Origin of the sequence: Hyalangium ruber (genome assembly GCF_034259325.1) — a bacterium.
GTDB classification, from domain to species: domain Bacteria; phylum Myxococcota; class Myxococcia; order Myxococcales; family Myxococcaceae; genus Hyalangium_A; species Hyalangium_A rubrum.
The window spans coordinates 185625-198390 of record NZ_JAXIVS010000015.1; the positions used below are offsets into that span (position 1 = coordinate 185625).

Sequence of the window (12766 nt, forward strand, 5' to 3'; positions counted from 1 at the left end):
TACGGGCCTACAGCTTGACGCTGTCGACCGTCTTCTTCACCGACTGGAAGGACTTCTCCAGCAGGGCCTTCTCGGCGTCATCCAGCTGCACGGTGTGGATCTTCTCCACGCCGCCGGCGCCGATCTGCATCGGCACGCCGAAGAAGTAGCCGTTGATGCCGTACTGGCCCTCGAGCAGCGCCGCGCCCGGCAGGACGCGCTTGCGGTCGAGCAGGAAGCTCTCCGCCATGGCGATGGAGCTGGAGGCGGGAGCGAAGTAGGCGCTGCCCGTCTTGTACAGGCCCACCAGCTCGGCGCCGCCCTCGCGGGTGCGCTTGACGATGGCGTCCAGCTTGTCCTTGGCGATCAGCTCGGTGAGGGGCACGCCGCCCACGGTGCTGTGACGCACCAGGGGCACCATGTCGTCGCCGTGACCGCCGAGCACCAGCGCCTCCACGTCACGGATGGAGCAGCCCAGCGCCTCGGCCACGAAGCACTTGAAGCGGCTGGTGTCCAGCACGCCCGCCATGCCCACCACCATGTTCTTGGGCAGCTCGGCGATCTTGTGGAGCGCGAACACCATCGCGTCCAGCGGGTTGGCCACCTTGATCACGAAGGCGTTGGGGGCGTGCTGCTTGATGTTGGCCGCCACGTCCCGCATGATCTTCAGGTTGATGTCCAGCAGGTCCTCGCGGGACATGCCGGGCTTACGCGGCACGCCGGCGGTGATGATGATGACGTCCGAGCCGGCCACGTCCTTCCAGTCCGTGGAGCCGGTGACGCGGCAGTCATAGCCATCCACCGCGGACAGCTGGTTGATGTCGAGCGCCTTGCCCTTGACCAGGCCCTCGGCGGCCGGGATGTCGAAGAGCACCACGTCGCCCAGGTTCTTCTGGACGGCGAGCAGCGCCAGGTTGCCACCGATCTGGCCACCGCCGATGAGACCGATCTTCTTCTTGCGAGTCTGAGCCATGAGGAATGTCTCCCGTGGAGAGGACTACATGTTCTTGATGATGGCCTGCCCGAACTCCGAGCACTTGACCTCGGTCACCGTGCCCTGGCCCTCGAGCTTCATCAGGCGGGCGAAGTCGTAGGTGACCGTCTTCTGCGCGATGGCCTTGTCCATGCCCTGGATGATGAGATCCGCCGCCTCGTGCCAGCCGAGGTGACGGAACATCATCTCACCCGAGAGGATGACCGAGCCGGGGTTCACCTTGTCCTGGTCCGCGTACTTGGGCGCGGTGCCGTGGGTGGCCTCGAAGACGGCGTGGCCGGACAGGTAGTTGATGTTGCCGCCCGGCGCGATGCCGATGCCGCCCACCTGCGCGGCCAGCGCGTCCGAGAGGTAGTCGCCGTTGAGGTTCAGCGTGGCGATGACGTCGAACTCGTCCGGACGGGTGAGCACCTGCTGCAGGGTGATGTCCGCGATGGAGTCCTTGATGATGATCTTCCCGGCGGAGACGGCGGCCTTCTGCTCGGCGTTGGCGGCCTCCTCGCTCTTGGCGGCCTTGGTGGCCTCCCACTGATCCCAGGTGTAGACCTTGTCACCGAACTCCCGGGCGGCCAGCTCGTAGCCCCACTTGCGGAAGGCGCCCTCGGTGAACTTCATGATGTTGCCCTTGTGCACCAGCGTGACGCTCTTGCGCTTGTGCTCCACGGCGTACTGGATGGCGGCGCGGATGAGCCGCTCGCTGCCGTCCTTCGACACGGGCTTGATGCCGATGCCCACGTTGGTGGGGAAGCGGACCTTGCCGGCGTCCTTGGGGAACTCCTGCTTCAGCCAGCCGAGGAACTTCTCGGCCTGCGCGGAGCCCGCCTCGAACTCGATACCCGCGTAGATGTCCTCGGTGTTCTCGCGGAAGATCACCATGTCCACCTTCTCGGGCGCCTTCACCGGGCTGGGAACACCCTTGAAGTAGCGCACGGGACGCAGGCAGACGTACAGGTCCAGCATCTGGCGCAGCGCCACGTTGAGCGAGCGGATGCCGCCGCCCACCGGCGTGGTCAGCGGGCCCTTGATGCCCACGAGGTAGGTGCGAAAGGCCTCGACGGTCTCGTCCGGCAGCCAGTTGTTGACCTGCTTGAAGGACTTCTCGCCGGCCAGCACTTCGTACCAGGAGATCTTCTTCTTGCCCTTGTAGGCCTTCTCCACGGCGGCGTCGAACACCGCCTGTGAGGCACGCCAGATGTCGCGGCCAGTGCCGTCACCCTCGATGTAGGGGATGATCGGATTTTCCGGCACGTTCAGCTTGCCGTTCTGAAGGGTGATCTTCTGCCCAGACGGAGGCGCCATTTGAAAGAGCTCCTGGAAGGTGTGACCGTGTAAGGAGGGTGGCGGATAGTCCGGAACCCGCCTCTTGCAGTCAAGCTGTTTGGCTGCCCGACAAGAGGCCGGACTTATCGAATCCAGAGGGAGGATTGCCCGTGACACACCAAGTTTCGAGAGCGTCGTTGCTGGTGCTGGGGGTCTCGCTGCTGCTGACGAGGGGCGCCTGGGCCGATGCACCCCAGAGCCAGGACGAGGCGACGCTGCGCCAGATGGTGGCCACCCAGACCGAGGCCTGGAATCGCCAGGACGCCGCGGAGTGGAGCAAGGACTTCTCACCGGACGCCGACTTCGTGAACATCGTCGGCACCGTGTTCCAGGGGCGCGCCGAGATCGAGAAGCGGCATGCCGGCATCTTCGCCAGCATCTTCAAGGGCAGCCGATCGAAGGTGACCGTGCGCCGGCTGGTGTTCCTCGGGCCCGACGTGGCCGTGGTGGACACGGAGCACGAGGTGACGGGGCACTCCGGCCTGCCTCCGGGCGTGCAGAACACCGAGGAGCCCGGCGTGCTGCGCACCCGGATGAAGTACGTGATGAAGAAGAGCGGCGGGAAGTGGCAGATCACTTCCGGACAGAACACGGACGTGAAGCCTCCGCCCAAGAGCCCGCCTCCGAAGAAGTAGCTCCGGGAACGTCGGGAAAGCGTCACCCCCTGACGTTCTCAACGCGCGGCGTCGTGATTTCGCTGGCGCCCGCGTTCCAGGATGGGTGCTTCGTTAGACCCCCGCGAAGGAGCTGGCACATGGAGTGGCTCGAGTTCAAGCCGTGGACCCGGGAAGTGGAGCAGCGCCTCGCGAACCAGGCGGCGCGGTTGCACACGCTCTCGCAGCCGGTAGCCAAGCCCCAGGTCACCCTGGCACAGGCTTATCACCTGCAGTCGCTGCTGCGCCGCTGCCCACGCACCAACCCCTGGGGCCACCCGTCCGCCGAGTGCTGATGCGGTACGGCCTCAGGCTCGCTGGCGCAACACCGTGCGCTCCACCTTGCCCATTGCGTTGCGTGGCAGCGCGTCGATGGGAAGGAAGCGCGCGGGGACCTTGAAGCCCGCCAGGGAGCGCCGGCACCAGCCGTCGAGATCCTCCGGGAGCGCCTGCCCGGAGCGGAGCACCACGAAGGCCACCGGCACCTCGCCCCAGCGCGCGTCCGCGACGCCCACCACTGCCACTTCCTGCACCGCGGGGTGCGCGGCGATCACGGTTTCGATCTCCGCCGGGTAGAGGTTCTCTCCTCCCCGGACGATGAGGTCCGTGCGCCGGGAGAGCACCGTCAGGCGCCCGCGCTCGTCCAGCATCCCCATGTCTCGCGTGCGCAGCCAGCCGTCCCGCAGCGCCTCGCGCGTGGCGTCCGGGCGGTTCAGGTAGCCCGCCATCACCGTGGGGCCTCGGACCTCGATGTCCCCTTCCCTCCCCGGCCCGAGCACCTCGCCCTCGGGGGAGACGATGCGCACCTCCAGCCCGGGCAGCGCGGGTCCCGCCGTGCGTCCGTCCGCCTCGGTGGGGCGCTCGGTCGTCACCTGCGAGCACGCCTCCGTCAATCCATAGGTTTGCAGCGCTAGCAGCCTCGCCGCCCGAGCCCGTGCCAGCAGCGGCGCGGGCACCGGTCCTCCGCCGATCAGCGCGAGCCGGAAGGTCTCGGGCATCGGACGATCGCCGCGCGTGTCGAGCACCCGCTCCAGCGTGGTGGCCACGAAGCTGGCGTGGCTCACGCCCTCGGCATCGATGGCCTGGTTCACCGACTCCGGCTCGAACCGGTCGTGCAAGACGAGGCAGCCGCCGTCGTAGGCCGTGCGGGTCATCATCGCCAGCCCGCCCACGTGGAAGAGCGGGAGCGTGCCCAGCCAACGCGGCGCCGGATGAGCTCCCAGGTTCGCCGCCGAGCACCGCGCCGATGCTCGGAAATTGCCCTCCGTGATCACCGCTCCCTTGGGCCGACCGGTGGTGCCGGAGGTGAAGAGCACCACGCGCGGGGTGGCCTCCTCCAGGGACTCACAGGTCGAAGAGGGAGCCTCCACGGCATCGGCCCAGGTCTCCAGGGGCTCGGCATTCGGGAGGCGATCCACCAGCGCCTTCAGGGCGAGTGTCAGCCGTGGGGAGATGTCCTCGACGAGCGGCGCCAGCTCCGCCGAGGTCAGCCGGGCATTGAGCGGAGCGTGTACTGCCCCCAGGCGTCCCAGCGCGAAGAAGAGGAACACGGAGCTGGCGTGGCTGGTCGCCAGCGATGCGACCCGATCTCCCACGCGAATGCCCCGCGACTGGAGCGCACCCACCCAGCGCCCCACTTCCGCGTCCAGCGCGCGGTAGGTCCAGCGGCGTCCGGCGAAGGTCAGGGCCTCCTGCTCCGGCCAGAGTGAGGCACCCTCTCGGATGGGACACGTGAAGTTCATGTGGAAAGTCCGAGCCCTGGTGTCTCCGGGAGACGGATGCAGCCCTGGACCGGGCGAAAGGGGTGCTCCGGAGGCTCCTCGCGCACGAAGAGCCTGCCGACGCCCAGCCCCGAAGCCAGACGCCCCGAGGGCAACGCCGCCGCCAGATGTGACGCACCCGCGCGCGAGACGACACCATCGAGCGAGCTCGTCACGAAGGACTCCAAGCCCAGTTGGGCGGCTTGCTGGGCGAACCTCAGCGCGGGCAGCAGCCCTCCCAGGACCATCGGCTTGAGGACGAAGACGCGCGCGGCGGGCACCCCGCTGGCGGTCTTCAGGAGCAGGGGGAAGAGCTCTGGCGACGCGATCGCCTCGTCCGCTGCCAGTGGGAACGGCGCCTGCTGCTGCAGCCGCCCCAGGCCTTGCAGCTCGTTCGCCGGAATGGGCTGTTCGCACAGCTCCGGGCGGTATGCGCTCAACCGGTCCAAGGCCTGGGCCGCCTCCCCTTCCGACCATCCTCCGTTGGCATCGAGGCGGAGATTCACCTGGGAACCCACCGCTTCCCGGACCGCGCGAACACGCGCCTCGTCCTCTGCCAGCCGACGGCCCGCGACCTTGAGCTTCAGGGTCTGAAAGCCCTCCGCCACCGCCTGCCGAGCCTCCTCCGCGAGCGCCTCCGGCTTCTCCGCCGTGAGCAGCGCGTTGACCCGAACCTCGGAGCGCGCGTTCGGCTCGAGGAGCTGGCTCAGCGGCACCTTCCGCCGCTGGGCGAGCAGATCCAGCAGCGCCAGCTCCACCGCGTGAGCCGCGGCGGGAGCCCAAGAGCTGCCCGTACCTGGCTCGGTGAACACCTCCGGGATGGCCTCGAGGCGGTCGGCGATCAGCTGTTCACCCAACCGCGCCAGGTGGCCACGCAGGACACGCTCGCACGTGTCGAGCGACTCCGTGCCGAACTCCGGCAGGGGCATCGCCTCGCCCTGGCCCACGCGCCCCTCTTCATCCACCAGCCGGACGAGGAAGCCCTCCCGAGCCGCGTACGTCGCCCGCGCCGTCTTCAGCGGGCGGACGAACTCCAGCCGCGAGGGGGCCAGCCGCGTCTCGATAATACGCATGCGGCCCTCACCTCAGGCTCAACCCCACGGCGAAGAGCAGGCCAAAAACGAGCTGGAGCCGCGCCGTACCACCCAGCGCCGCGTTCAGCGCCGCCCCCTGCGCCCCCAGCACGAGCCGCAGCGGCCCCAACGCCAACGGAGCGCTCAGCAGCGCCAGGAACACCCACGGGCCCGCCAGGCCGAGCCCGAACATCGCGAACGGCGTGGCGTACGCGGCCAGGAGCATCAGGATGTACTCCGCCTTGCCCGCCCGGGTGCCTAACCGCACGATCAGGGTGCGCTTGCCGGCCTTCGCGTCCGTATGCACGTCGCGCAGGTTGTTGACGACCAACAGCGCCGTGCCCAACGCGCCTACCGGCACCGCGGCCCACCACGCTCCCGGGCTCACCGTGAGCGACTGGACGTAATAGGTCCCCGTCACCGCCACGAGCCCGAAGAAGACGAACACGAACGCATCCCCGAGGCCGTTGTAGGCCAGCGGGAACGGCCCGCCCGTATAGGCGTAGCCGCACAGCACCGAGGTGAGGCCAATCGCCACGATGGGCCACCCACCCACCGACACCAGGTAGATGCCCGAGAGAATGGCCAAGGCGAAGCACGCCAGCGCCCCCGCCAGCACCGAGCCCGGGGCGATGAGACCACTCTGGGTGACGCGCACCGGCCCTAGACGCTCGGACGTGTCCGCGCCCTTCTTGAAGTCGTAATAATCGTTGGTGAGATTGGTGCCGATCTGGATGAGCAGCGCGCCCACGAGCGCGGCGACCGCCGGCAGCCAGCGCCCCACCCCATTGCCAAACGCCAGGCCCGTGCCGACTCCCACCGGCACGAGGGCGGCGGTGAGCGTCTTCGGACGAGCAGCCATGAACCACGTCTTGAGCGTGGCACGGGGGCGGGCCTGAGGCTCCAGAGACAAAGCAGGAGAATTCATAACGGGCGAGGCAGCCTCGGGCTTCAGGAAGGACTCTCGGGCGAGGCGCTCTCGAATTCGGGCGACTCGTACCAAGGCGTATCGAGGAAGGCGAGCACCTCGCGCGCGAACGCCTCCGGAACCTCCAGGTGCGGAGCGTGCCCGCAGTTCTCGAAGGTGTGGCGCCAGACGACGGGCAGCTCGGTCGCCATGCGCCGCGCCAGCTGCGTGAACTTCTCGTCCTGCGCTCCGGTGAGCAGCAGCGTCGGCAGGCGCTGGCGGTGCAGCTCGGACCAGTAATCCGGCTGCACCCCGAGCCCCAGGCACCCCAGCGCGCCCACCAGCCCCTCGACGGTGCAGGACGAACGGCGCTGCCGCAGGGCGGCCTGCTGCTCGGGCGGCAGGCGCCTCAAGCCGTCGAACAGGGGCATCGCCTCCCAGCGATCGATGAAGGCTTCCACGCCGTTGAGCTGGATGAAGGAGGCGCGCCGGCCGTCCTCCTCGCGCCGCTCCGCGCGCTCCATGCGCCGGTGCAGGCCTGGCGAGCCGCTCTCCAGGATGAGCCGGCCAAAGTGCCTCGGGGAGTGCAGCGCCGCGCCCAGCGCGATCCGCGCTCCCTGCGAGTAGCCCATCAGATCCACGGAGTGCAGCCCCAGCCGCTCCACCAGCTCCACCACCGCCTGCACCGTCTCGATGAAGCCCTCTCGGCCCTTGCGCTCGGGCAGCGGCGTCTCTCCGTGCCCCGGCAGATCCACCGCGATGGCCTTTACCGCGCCGCCCAGCATCGGGCGCAGGTGATCAAAGGAACTGCGGTTGCCAGTGAAGCCATGCAGGAGCACGAGCGGCCGAGTCCCCTGCCCCCACATGCTGTATGCCAGTGTCACACCCATCGAACTTCTCCAGCGCTTCTATGTGACCCCGGATGAAGCTGCGCACGGAGTTCAAAACCTCGTGAACTCCACATCAGGAGCCCATGTGGGCGCAAGGTGAACAAACCAGGACACCGAGTAGGAACCCCGGCTGCTCGCCTGGCTGGATGCCCGCGTCCCTCAGCGCCTGCCGGCGGCCCGGCGCACAGGTCTCTGGGGCGCGGTCCGCGCCGCGGCCTTCTTCTGCTTCTTCTTCCTGCCGCGGCTCAGGAGCTGGAGCATGTTGCCGCCGTAGATGCTCTGCCGCTCGGCCTTGGTGAGCTTCAGCGCCGCGACCGTCCGATCGGTCTCCGGGGTGAAGATCTCTCCGGAGCGCGAGTCCATCGGCGAGTCGCTGCCGAAGAGCACCCGCTCCACGCCGAAGAAGTCGCAGGCGAGCTGGATGGTCGCCGGCTCGAAGCCGAGCGAGGCCGTGTCGCAGTAGAACTTCTTGAAGTGGTCGATGTACGGCTGCTCGATCGGGGTCTGCAGATCGATGCCGCTGCACTCCTCGAAGGACTCGTAGCAGGCCTGCATCCGCTTCGCGAAGGTGGGGATGAGCGCGCCGTGGTGGTGGGTGATGAGCTTCAGGTCGGGGTAGCGCTGGAACACCCCGCTGAACACCAACCTCGCCATCGCCACGCTGCTGTCGGTGACCCAGCCCAGCGTCTGCCAGATGAGGTACTTGGAGAACTTCTCCTCCGGGTAGTCCGCGTGCGAGCCGGGCCGGCACGGATGCAGCCAGAGGGGAACGTCGAGCTGCTCGGCCTTCTGATAGAGCGGCTCGTAGTCGGGGTGATCCGGCGGCTTGACCGTCGGCCCGAAGAAGAGGACTCCGCCCGCCAGGCCCAGCTCCTCCACGGAGCGCTCCAGCTCGGAGACCATCTGCTGGGGGCCCGCCGCCGACGGCAGCAGCGCCACCCCGTGGAAGCGTCCCGGGTGCGCCAGGGTCACCATGCGGAGCCCGTCGTTGCACAGCCGCGCGGCCTTCACCGACAGGGCGGGATCGTCATAGACGCCCCGGATCCCCTCGATCCACGGCAACGGCACCACGACGTTCGAGTCGATGCCGTACTTGTCCATCTGCCGCAGGCGCTGATCCGTGTCGACCAGCGTGGGCGTGTTGGCGAAGAGCTTGCGGAAGACGTGCGGGCTGCCGCTGAGCCCCTCCAGGAAGTCCAGGAACCCCGGGGGGCTCAGGTGCGTATAGGCGTCGATCTTCTGGGTCATCGCGAGCGGCTCCCGGGGTTGCTGGAGGGGTGGTGCTTGGCGATGAGCCGCGCCGCCGCGCCGCCGCTGTAGCGCTCGCTGTGGACCAGCTCGGCGCCACACCGGGACATCAGCTCCGAGAACTCGGAGATGCTCAGCTGGTTGATGATGCTCTCGGCAAGGTAGCGGTAGGGGGTGTTGTCCTTGACGAAGGGGCTGACGACATGGGGCATCACCTTCCGCATCCACGTCGTGTACACGGCGCGCCACACCTCCGAGTCCCGAGGGTAGAAGTGGTCGAGGATGATCAGCCGCCCGCCCGGCGCCAGCACCCGCAGCATCTCCCGCATGGCGGCTTCCTGGTCCGGGAAGTTGCGGTACGTGAACGCCGTGAGCACCACGTCGTAGGCACCGGTGAGCCGCGGAATCGCGCACACGTCACCTTCGAAGTACGCGCCCTGGGGATCGTGCTTCCGCGCGACGCTCAGCATACCGGGAGACAGATCCATGCCCTCGACGCGAACACCCGTGTACTGGCGGCTCAGGAAGCGGGTCGACTCGCCGGTGCCGCACCCCACGTCCAGCACCCGATCTCCGGGGCGCAGGGCCAGATCGCGCAGCGCCCGCCGGTACCAGAGGCTGGTATGACCGGCGAACACCAACAGCCGCAGGAAGTCATAGCGCGGGGAGATGGTGTCGAAGAGCGAGCGCACATACTCCCGCTTCGAGTCTCCTCGAAGCTGCGCCGCCTGATCAGGTGTCGCGCCCTGCTCCTCTTCGCCTCCGAGATTCTTGGCCCGTCCCTGCATTCGGTGACTCCTCGTGGCTAACGGCGATTCTCGTTACGCCCAGGGGCCTGCGCCCAGGGCCTGGGTCATCCGCGCGAACAGCTCGCGGTGAAGCTCCACGTTGTCCGTCCGCTCCGTGCGCACCTCGATGAGGTGCAGCCCCCCTTCCAAGCCCGCCTGGACCGCCGTGCGCAACGCGGCCGGAGTTTCCGGCCGGTGGAAGCGCGCTCCGTAGAGCGTCGCCACGTGCGAGAGATCGACACCGTGGGGCGTGCCGAAGAGCTGCTCGAAGTGTTCCGTGGCCTTCGCGATGGGCAGGAACGAGAAGATGCCGCCCCCATCGTTGTTCACCACCACGACGGTGAGCGGGACCCGGTGCCGGTGCGCGGTGAGCAGCCCGCCCACGTCGTGCAGGAGGGCCAGATCGCCGGTGAGCAGCACCGTGGGCCGCCCCGAAGCCGCGGACACCCCGAGCGCGCTGGAGATGATGCCGTCGATGCCGTTGGCGCCCCGGTTGGCGAGCACCCGCAGCGCCACGCCATTCGAGGGTGCGAAGGCGTCCACGTCCCGGATGGGCATGCTGCTGGAGACGAAGAGGTTCGCCCCGGACGGCAGCGCGGCCACCACCTCGCGGGCGATGCGCGGCTCGTTCAGCCCGGCCTGCTCGGCGAACGCGGCCTCCAGGGCGTTTCGGGCCAGGCGCTCGGCCTGGAGGAAGCCCTGTGCCCAGCGTCCCAGCCCGCGAGACATCCCGAGCCCCAGCGCCTCGCAGGCAGCCACGGCGGAGCCCTCGATGACCTGCGCCGAACGGTGAGCGGGGTCGAAGAGCGAGCCGTCGTCACTGAACAGGACGATGTGGGCCCCCGAGGCGTCGAGCCACTGCTGCGGGCCCTTGGGCGTCAGCCCGCCTCCGAAGCGCAGCACCAGCTCCGGCCGATGGGCCTGGGCGAAGGGCGGGTGGCGCAGCAGCGCGTCGTACAGGGAGAGCGTCGCGGCGCCTCCTCCATAACGCGCCTGGGAGACGGCCTCCGCGATGACGGGGTAGCCAGTAGCCTGGGAGAGCGCGGCGATGGCCTCCGCGAAGCCATCGTCCTCGTCCCGGGGCCCACAGACGATGAGCCCTCGCTCGGTGGCGGAGATCCGACGGCGCACCTCATCGATGGCCTGGGCATCCGGCTGACGCGCCGCCGGGGTGATGCGCGTCATCGGCGCCCCGGAGCGCCCCTCGCGGGCGAGCTCGGACAGGCGCTCGGCGCCGAAGGGCTCCGGCGTGGGCGCCAGCGGCTCGCGGAAGGGAACGTTGAGCTGCACCGCGCCCCGAGGAGCGCGCAGGGACGTGCTCACGGCCCGAGAGACAGTGGCGCGCAGGTGGGCCACCGCCACGTCGCTCGACTCGGGCTGCCCCAGGTCCGCGAAGAAGCGGGCGTGCTCCCCGAACATGCGCGCCTGCGGCACGGTCTGCGGCGCGCCCCACCCTTGCAGCTCCAGCGGCCGGTCCGCCGTGAGCACGATGAGGGGCACATTCGACTGCGCCGCTTCGATGACGGCCGGGTAGAAGTGCGCCCCGGCCGTGCCGCTCGTGGCCACCAGCACCGCTGGCGCGCGCGAGTGCTTGGCCACGCCCAGCGCGAAGAAGCCGGCGCTGCGCTCATCGATGACGGACCAGATCTTCAGCCCCTCGACGCGAAGACAGGCCAGCGCCAGAGGCGAGGAGCGCGAGCCTGGGCACACCACCGCGTGACGGACGCCGCCGCGCACCAGCTCCTCCAGTAAGGCTCGCGCCCAGAGCTGGTTAAGATTCGCGTCGGACATCACTGCCTCCCAAGGCGCGCAACATCGCCAGGCTCTTCATCTCCGTCTCCCGCCACTCCGCCTCCGCACTGGAGCCCTGGACGATGCCAGCCCCCACGAAGAGCCGGGCGTGCGCGCCCGTCACCAGCGCCGAGCGCAGCGCCACCGCCATGTGCGCCCCGCTCGGGCCGATCCACCCCACCGGCCCCGCGTACCAGCCGCGATCCAGCGCCTCGTGCTCATGCAGGAAGCCCAGCGCGTGCTCCCTCGGCACACCGCCCACCGCCGGCGTGGGGTGCAGCGCCGCCACCACCTGCGCCGGGCTCACGCCCTCGCGCAGCTCGGCGCGGATGCCGGTGCGCAGATGCACCACGTTCTTCAGCGTGAGCAGCGAGGGCTCGGCGTCCGCCGTCACGTGCTCGGCGACGGGCCGCAACGCCGAGAGGATGTACCGCACCACGGACTGGTGCTCCCGGCTCTCCTTGTCGCTCCCGCCCAGCCCCTCGGCCTGCCCGGGCGCCGCGGAGCCCGCCAGCGCCTCCGTCTCCAACGTGCGCCCCTCGACGCGGCACAGCGTCTCCGGCGTGGCCCCCAGGAACGCCGTCTCGCTCTTGGCGCGAAACAGAAACGTGACACAGCGCGGGTTCTGCTCGCGCAGCCGGGCCAGCACCTCCACCAGATCGAAGGGGGCCGACCCTACCGCCTCCACCGCGCGCGCCATCACCACCTTCTGGATGCAGCCGGCGTTGATGGCCTCCAGCGCCCGGCTCACCCGGGCCTCGAAATCCTGGCGCGACGAGGAGAGCTGCAACCCGACCACCCCACCCTTCGGGTGGTAGTAGCTGTCCGGGAAGCTCGCGCGCACCCGCTCCAGCCGCGAGCGGACGAGATCCTCGCCCCCCGCATCCTCCAAAGCGAACGCCGCCACCTTCACCCCCGTCCCCACCCGCCAGGCGAGCACCTCGGGCATCGTCCACCGCGCGAAGCCGTGCGCCTCCCAGCGCGCGTCCGACGGCGCCGAGGCGGCGAAGCGCATGCCCCCGAACCAGGGACCGGGCATCCCTTTCGGCACGCCCTCCATCCAGCGAATCTCGGCCCGCGAGGCGAGCGTCGAGAGCACCTCATTCACCTCGGCCGCGCTCCGAGCCTCCCGGACCGCCGCCTCACCCCAACCCGCTACCGCCTGCCCCACCGTGGGGCGCTCCCAATAGACGGAGGGCACGCCCAACACGCTTGCTCCCGAGAGCGGATCGACGCCATTCAAGGTCGTCGTCCCAGCCACCCAACGCTGTGCTTTCTCAGGATTGAGCATCGGCATTTGAGCCTCTCTAGAGCCAACGGGTCATGTTCCTTCGTGTACGGCTCACGCTTGTTTTAATCGTGA

The 12766-nt window shown here is 69.1% G+C and carries 12 protein-coding genes; 2 read left to right on the forward strand and 10 right to left on the reverse strand.

Annotation, left to right across the window (positions count from 1 at the left end):
- Positions 1-7: 7 nt before the first annotated feature.
- Together mdh and icd are read right to left on the reverse strand one after the other, a co-directional pair.
- Positions 8-952 (reverse strand): malate dehydrogenase, encoded by a 945-nt coding sequence (gene mdh, locus SYV04_RS34785; RefSeq protein WP_321550315.1) that lies wholly within the window; start codon positions 950-952, stop codon positions 8-10.
- Between the two features lie 24 nt (positions 953-976).
- On the reverse strand, positions 977-2272 hold the full coding sequence (gene icd / locus SYV04_RS34790; protein ID WP_321550316.1) for an NADP-dependent isocitrate dehydrogenase: 1296 nt from the start codon (positions 2270-2272) through the stop codon (positions 977-979).
- Positions 2273-2403: 131 nt separating this feature from the next.
- On the opposite strand from icd, the gene SYV04_RS34795 reads away from it, so the two are divergent.
- Together SYV04_RS34795 and SYV04_RS34800 are read left to right on the forward strand one after the other, a co-directional pair.
- On the forward strand, positions 2404-2928 hold the full coding sequence (locus SYV04_RS34795; RefSeq protein ID WP_422724002.1) for an SgcJ/EcaC family oxidoreductase: 525 nt from the start codon (positions 2404-2406) through the stop codon (positions 2926-2928).
- Positions 2929-3047: 119 nt separating this feature from the next.
- On the forward strand, positions 3048-3242 hold the full coding sequence (locus tag SYV04_RS34800; protein WP_321550317.1) for a hypothetical protein: 195 nt from the start codon (positions 3048-3050) through the stop codon (positions 3240-3242).
- Between the two features lie 12 nt (positions 3243-3254).
- On the opposite strand, the gene menE is transcribed toward SYV04_RS34800, so the two are convergent.
- From menE to SYV04_RS34840, 8 genes are all read right to left on the reverse strand, one after another.
- Positions 3255-4688 (reverse strand): o-succinylbenzoate--CoA ligase, encoded by a 1434-nt coding sequence (gene menE, locus SYV04_RS34805; RefSeq protein ID WP_321550318.1) that lies wholly within the window; start codon positions 4686-4688, stop codon positions 3255-3257.
- Positions 4685-5779, reverse strand: coding sequence for an o-succinylbenzoate synthase (gene menC, locus SYV04_RS34810; protein WP_321550319.1), 1095 nt, complete (start codon positions 5777-5779; stop codon positions 4685-4687). The genes menE and menC overlap by 4 nt, the downstream gene beginning before the upstream one ends.
- 7 nt (positions 5780-5786) lie before the next feature.
- Positions 5787-6707: a 1,4-dihydroxy-2-naphthoate polyprenyltransferase gene (locus tag SYV04_RS34815; protein WP_321550320.1), complete on the reverse strand. Its 921-nt coding sequence runs from the start codon at positions 6705-6707 to the stop codon at positions 5787-5789.
- Between the two features lie 23 nt (positions 6708-6730).
- Complete coding sequence (gene menH / locus SYV04_RS34820) at positions 6731-7576, reverse strand: 2-succinyl-6-hydroxy-2,4-cyclohexadiene-1-carboxylate synthase (RefSeq protein ID WP_321550321.1); 846 nt, start codon at positions 7574-7576, stop codon at positions 6731-6733.
- A gap of 159 nt (positions 7577-7735) precedes the next feature.
- Complete coding sequence (locus SYV04_RS34825) at positions 7736-8824, reverse strand: amidohydrolase family protein (RefSeq protein ID WP_321550322.1); 1089 nt, start codon at positions 8822-8824, stop codon at positions 7736-7738.
- Positions 8821-9612 carry a class I SAM-dependent methyltransferase gene (locus SYV04_RS34830; RefSeq protein WP_321550323.1) on the reverse strand — a complete coding sequence of 264 codons (792 nt, stop codon included), beginning with the start codon at positions 9610-9612 and terminating at the stop codon, positions 8821-8823. The genes SYV04_RS34825 and SYV04_RS34830 overlap by 4 nt, the downstream gene beginning before the upstream one ends.
- Before the next feature lie 33 nt (positions 9613-9645).
- A complete protein-coding gene (gene menD, locus SYV04_RS34835) occupies positions 9646-11406 on the reverse strand; it encodes a 2-succinyl-5-enolpyruvyl-6-hydroxy-3-cyclohexene-1-carboxylic-acid synthase (protein ID WP_321550324.1) in 1761 nt (586 codons plus the stop codon).
- Positions 11384-12700, reverse strand: coding sequence for an isochorismate synthase (locus SYV04_RS34840; protein WP_321550325.1), 1317 nt, complete (start codon positions 12698-12700; stop codon positions 11384-11386). The genes menD and SYV04_RS34840 overlap by 23 nt, the downstream gene beginning before the upstream one ends.
- Between the last annotated feature and the right edge of the window lie 66 nt (positions 12701-12766).

Coding starts and splice junctions, on each gene's coding strand:
- SYV04_RS34840 (WP_321550325.1), bottom strand. CDS start 12,700: ATGCCGATGCTCAATCCTGAGAAAGCACAGCGTTGGGTGGCTGGGACG.
- menC (WP_321550319.1), bottom strand. CDS start 5,779: ATGCGTATTATCGAGACGCGGCTGGCCCCCTCGCGGCTGGAGTTCGTC.
- SYV04_RS34815 (WP_321550320.1), bottom strand. CDS start 6,707: ATGAATTCTCCTGCTTTGTCTCTGGAGCCTCAGGCCCGCCCCCGTGCC.
- menE (WP_321550318.1), bottom strand. CDS start 4,688: ATGAACTTCACGTGTCCCATCCGAGAGGGTGCCTCACTCTGGCCGGAG.
- menH (WP_321550321.1), bottom strand. CDS start 7,576: ATGGGTGTGACACTGGCATACAGCATGTGGGGGCAGGGGACTCGGCCG.
- SYV04_RS34825 (WP_321550322.1), bottom strand. CDS start 8,824: ATGACCCAGAAGATCGACGCCTATACGCACCTGAGCCCCCCGGGGTTC.
- SYV04_RS34800 (WP_321550317.1), top strand. CDS start 3,048: ATGGAGTGGCTCGAGTTCAAGCCGTGGACCCGGGAAGTGGAGCAGCGC.
- SYV04_RS34830 (WP_321550323.1), bottom strand. CDS start 9,612: ATGCAGGGACGGGCCAAGAATCTCGGAGGCGAAGAGGAGCAGGGCGCG.
- mdh (WP_321550315.1), bottom strand. CDS start 952: ATGGCTCAGACTCGCAAGAAGAAGATCGGTCTCATCGGCGGTGGCCAG.
- icd (WP_321550316.1), bottom strand. CDS start 2,272: ATGGCGCCTCCGTCTGGGCAGAAGATCACCCTTCAGAACGGCAAGCTG.